Here is a 433-nt window from a genome sequence, read left to right as displayed (position 1 = left end):
TGTTTCTAGTATGACAGCTTCTCCCTTCTTTAAATCAGCTAACTGCTCCTTGTAGGTAGAATGATTAGGTTCTCTTTCTAGTATTGCTATTTGTTGCTTCATGTCTGGATACACAACGCTTTCAATGATATCTGCTGATTCTTTTAATTCTTGAAAGTACTCTTTCTTCTTTTCTTCTGTTTGCTCAGATAAAAAGAAATAACCAATTATTACTAGTATTGAAAGTAAAAAATTCACCTGCTTGAATAAGCCTCTACGTCTTATTTTACGAATTTCAAACAAAATCACTATCAATAGCGGATTAGCATTAATTTTAGTTTTTCCCCTATGAAACGGAGTTAGATAAGACGAATTGTTTAATAACTCACTTTCGCTTTCAGGTAGAAATATAGATGGAAGTAAGATACTAAGACTCCAAACAATCGCAAAAAAA

1 protein-coding gene is annotated in these 433 nt (G+C 32.1%); it reads right to left on the bottom strand.

Annotation, left to right across the window (positions count from 1 at the left end; all coding sequences use genetic code 11):
- Window positions 1-237, bottom strand: a 237-nt coding sequence (locus EP747_RS24000; RefSeq protein ID WP_165347288.1) for a hypothetical protein, incomplete at its 3' end; no start/stop codon positions are given.
- Window positions 238-433: the final 196 nt, after the last annotated feature.

The sequence above is a fragment of the Gottfriedia acidiceleris genome, from assembly GCF_004138285.1.
GTDB classification, from domain to species: domain Bacteria; phylum Bacillota; class Bacilli; order Bacillales; family Bacillaceae_G; genus Gottfriedia; species Gottfriedia acidiceleris_A.
Note: the sequence above shows the minus strand (reverse complement) of the source record. Positions and strands in the feature narration are given on the sequence as shown.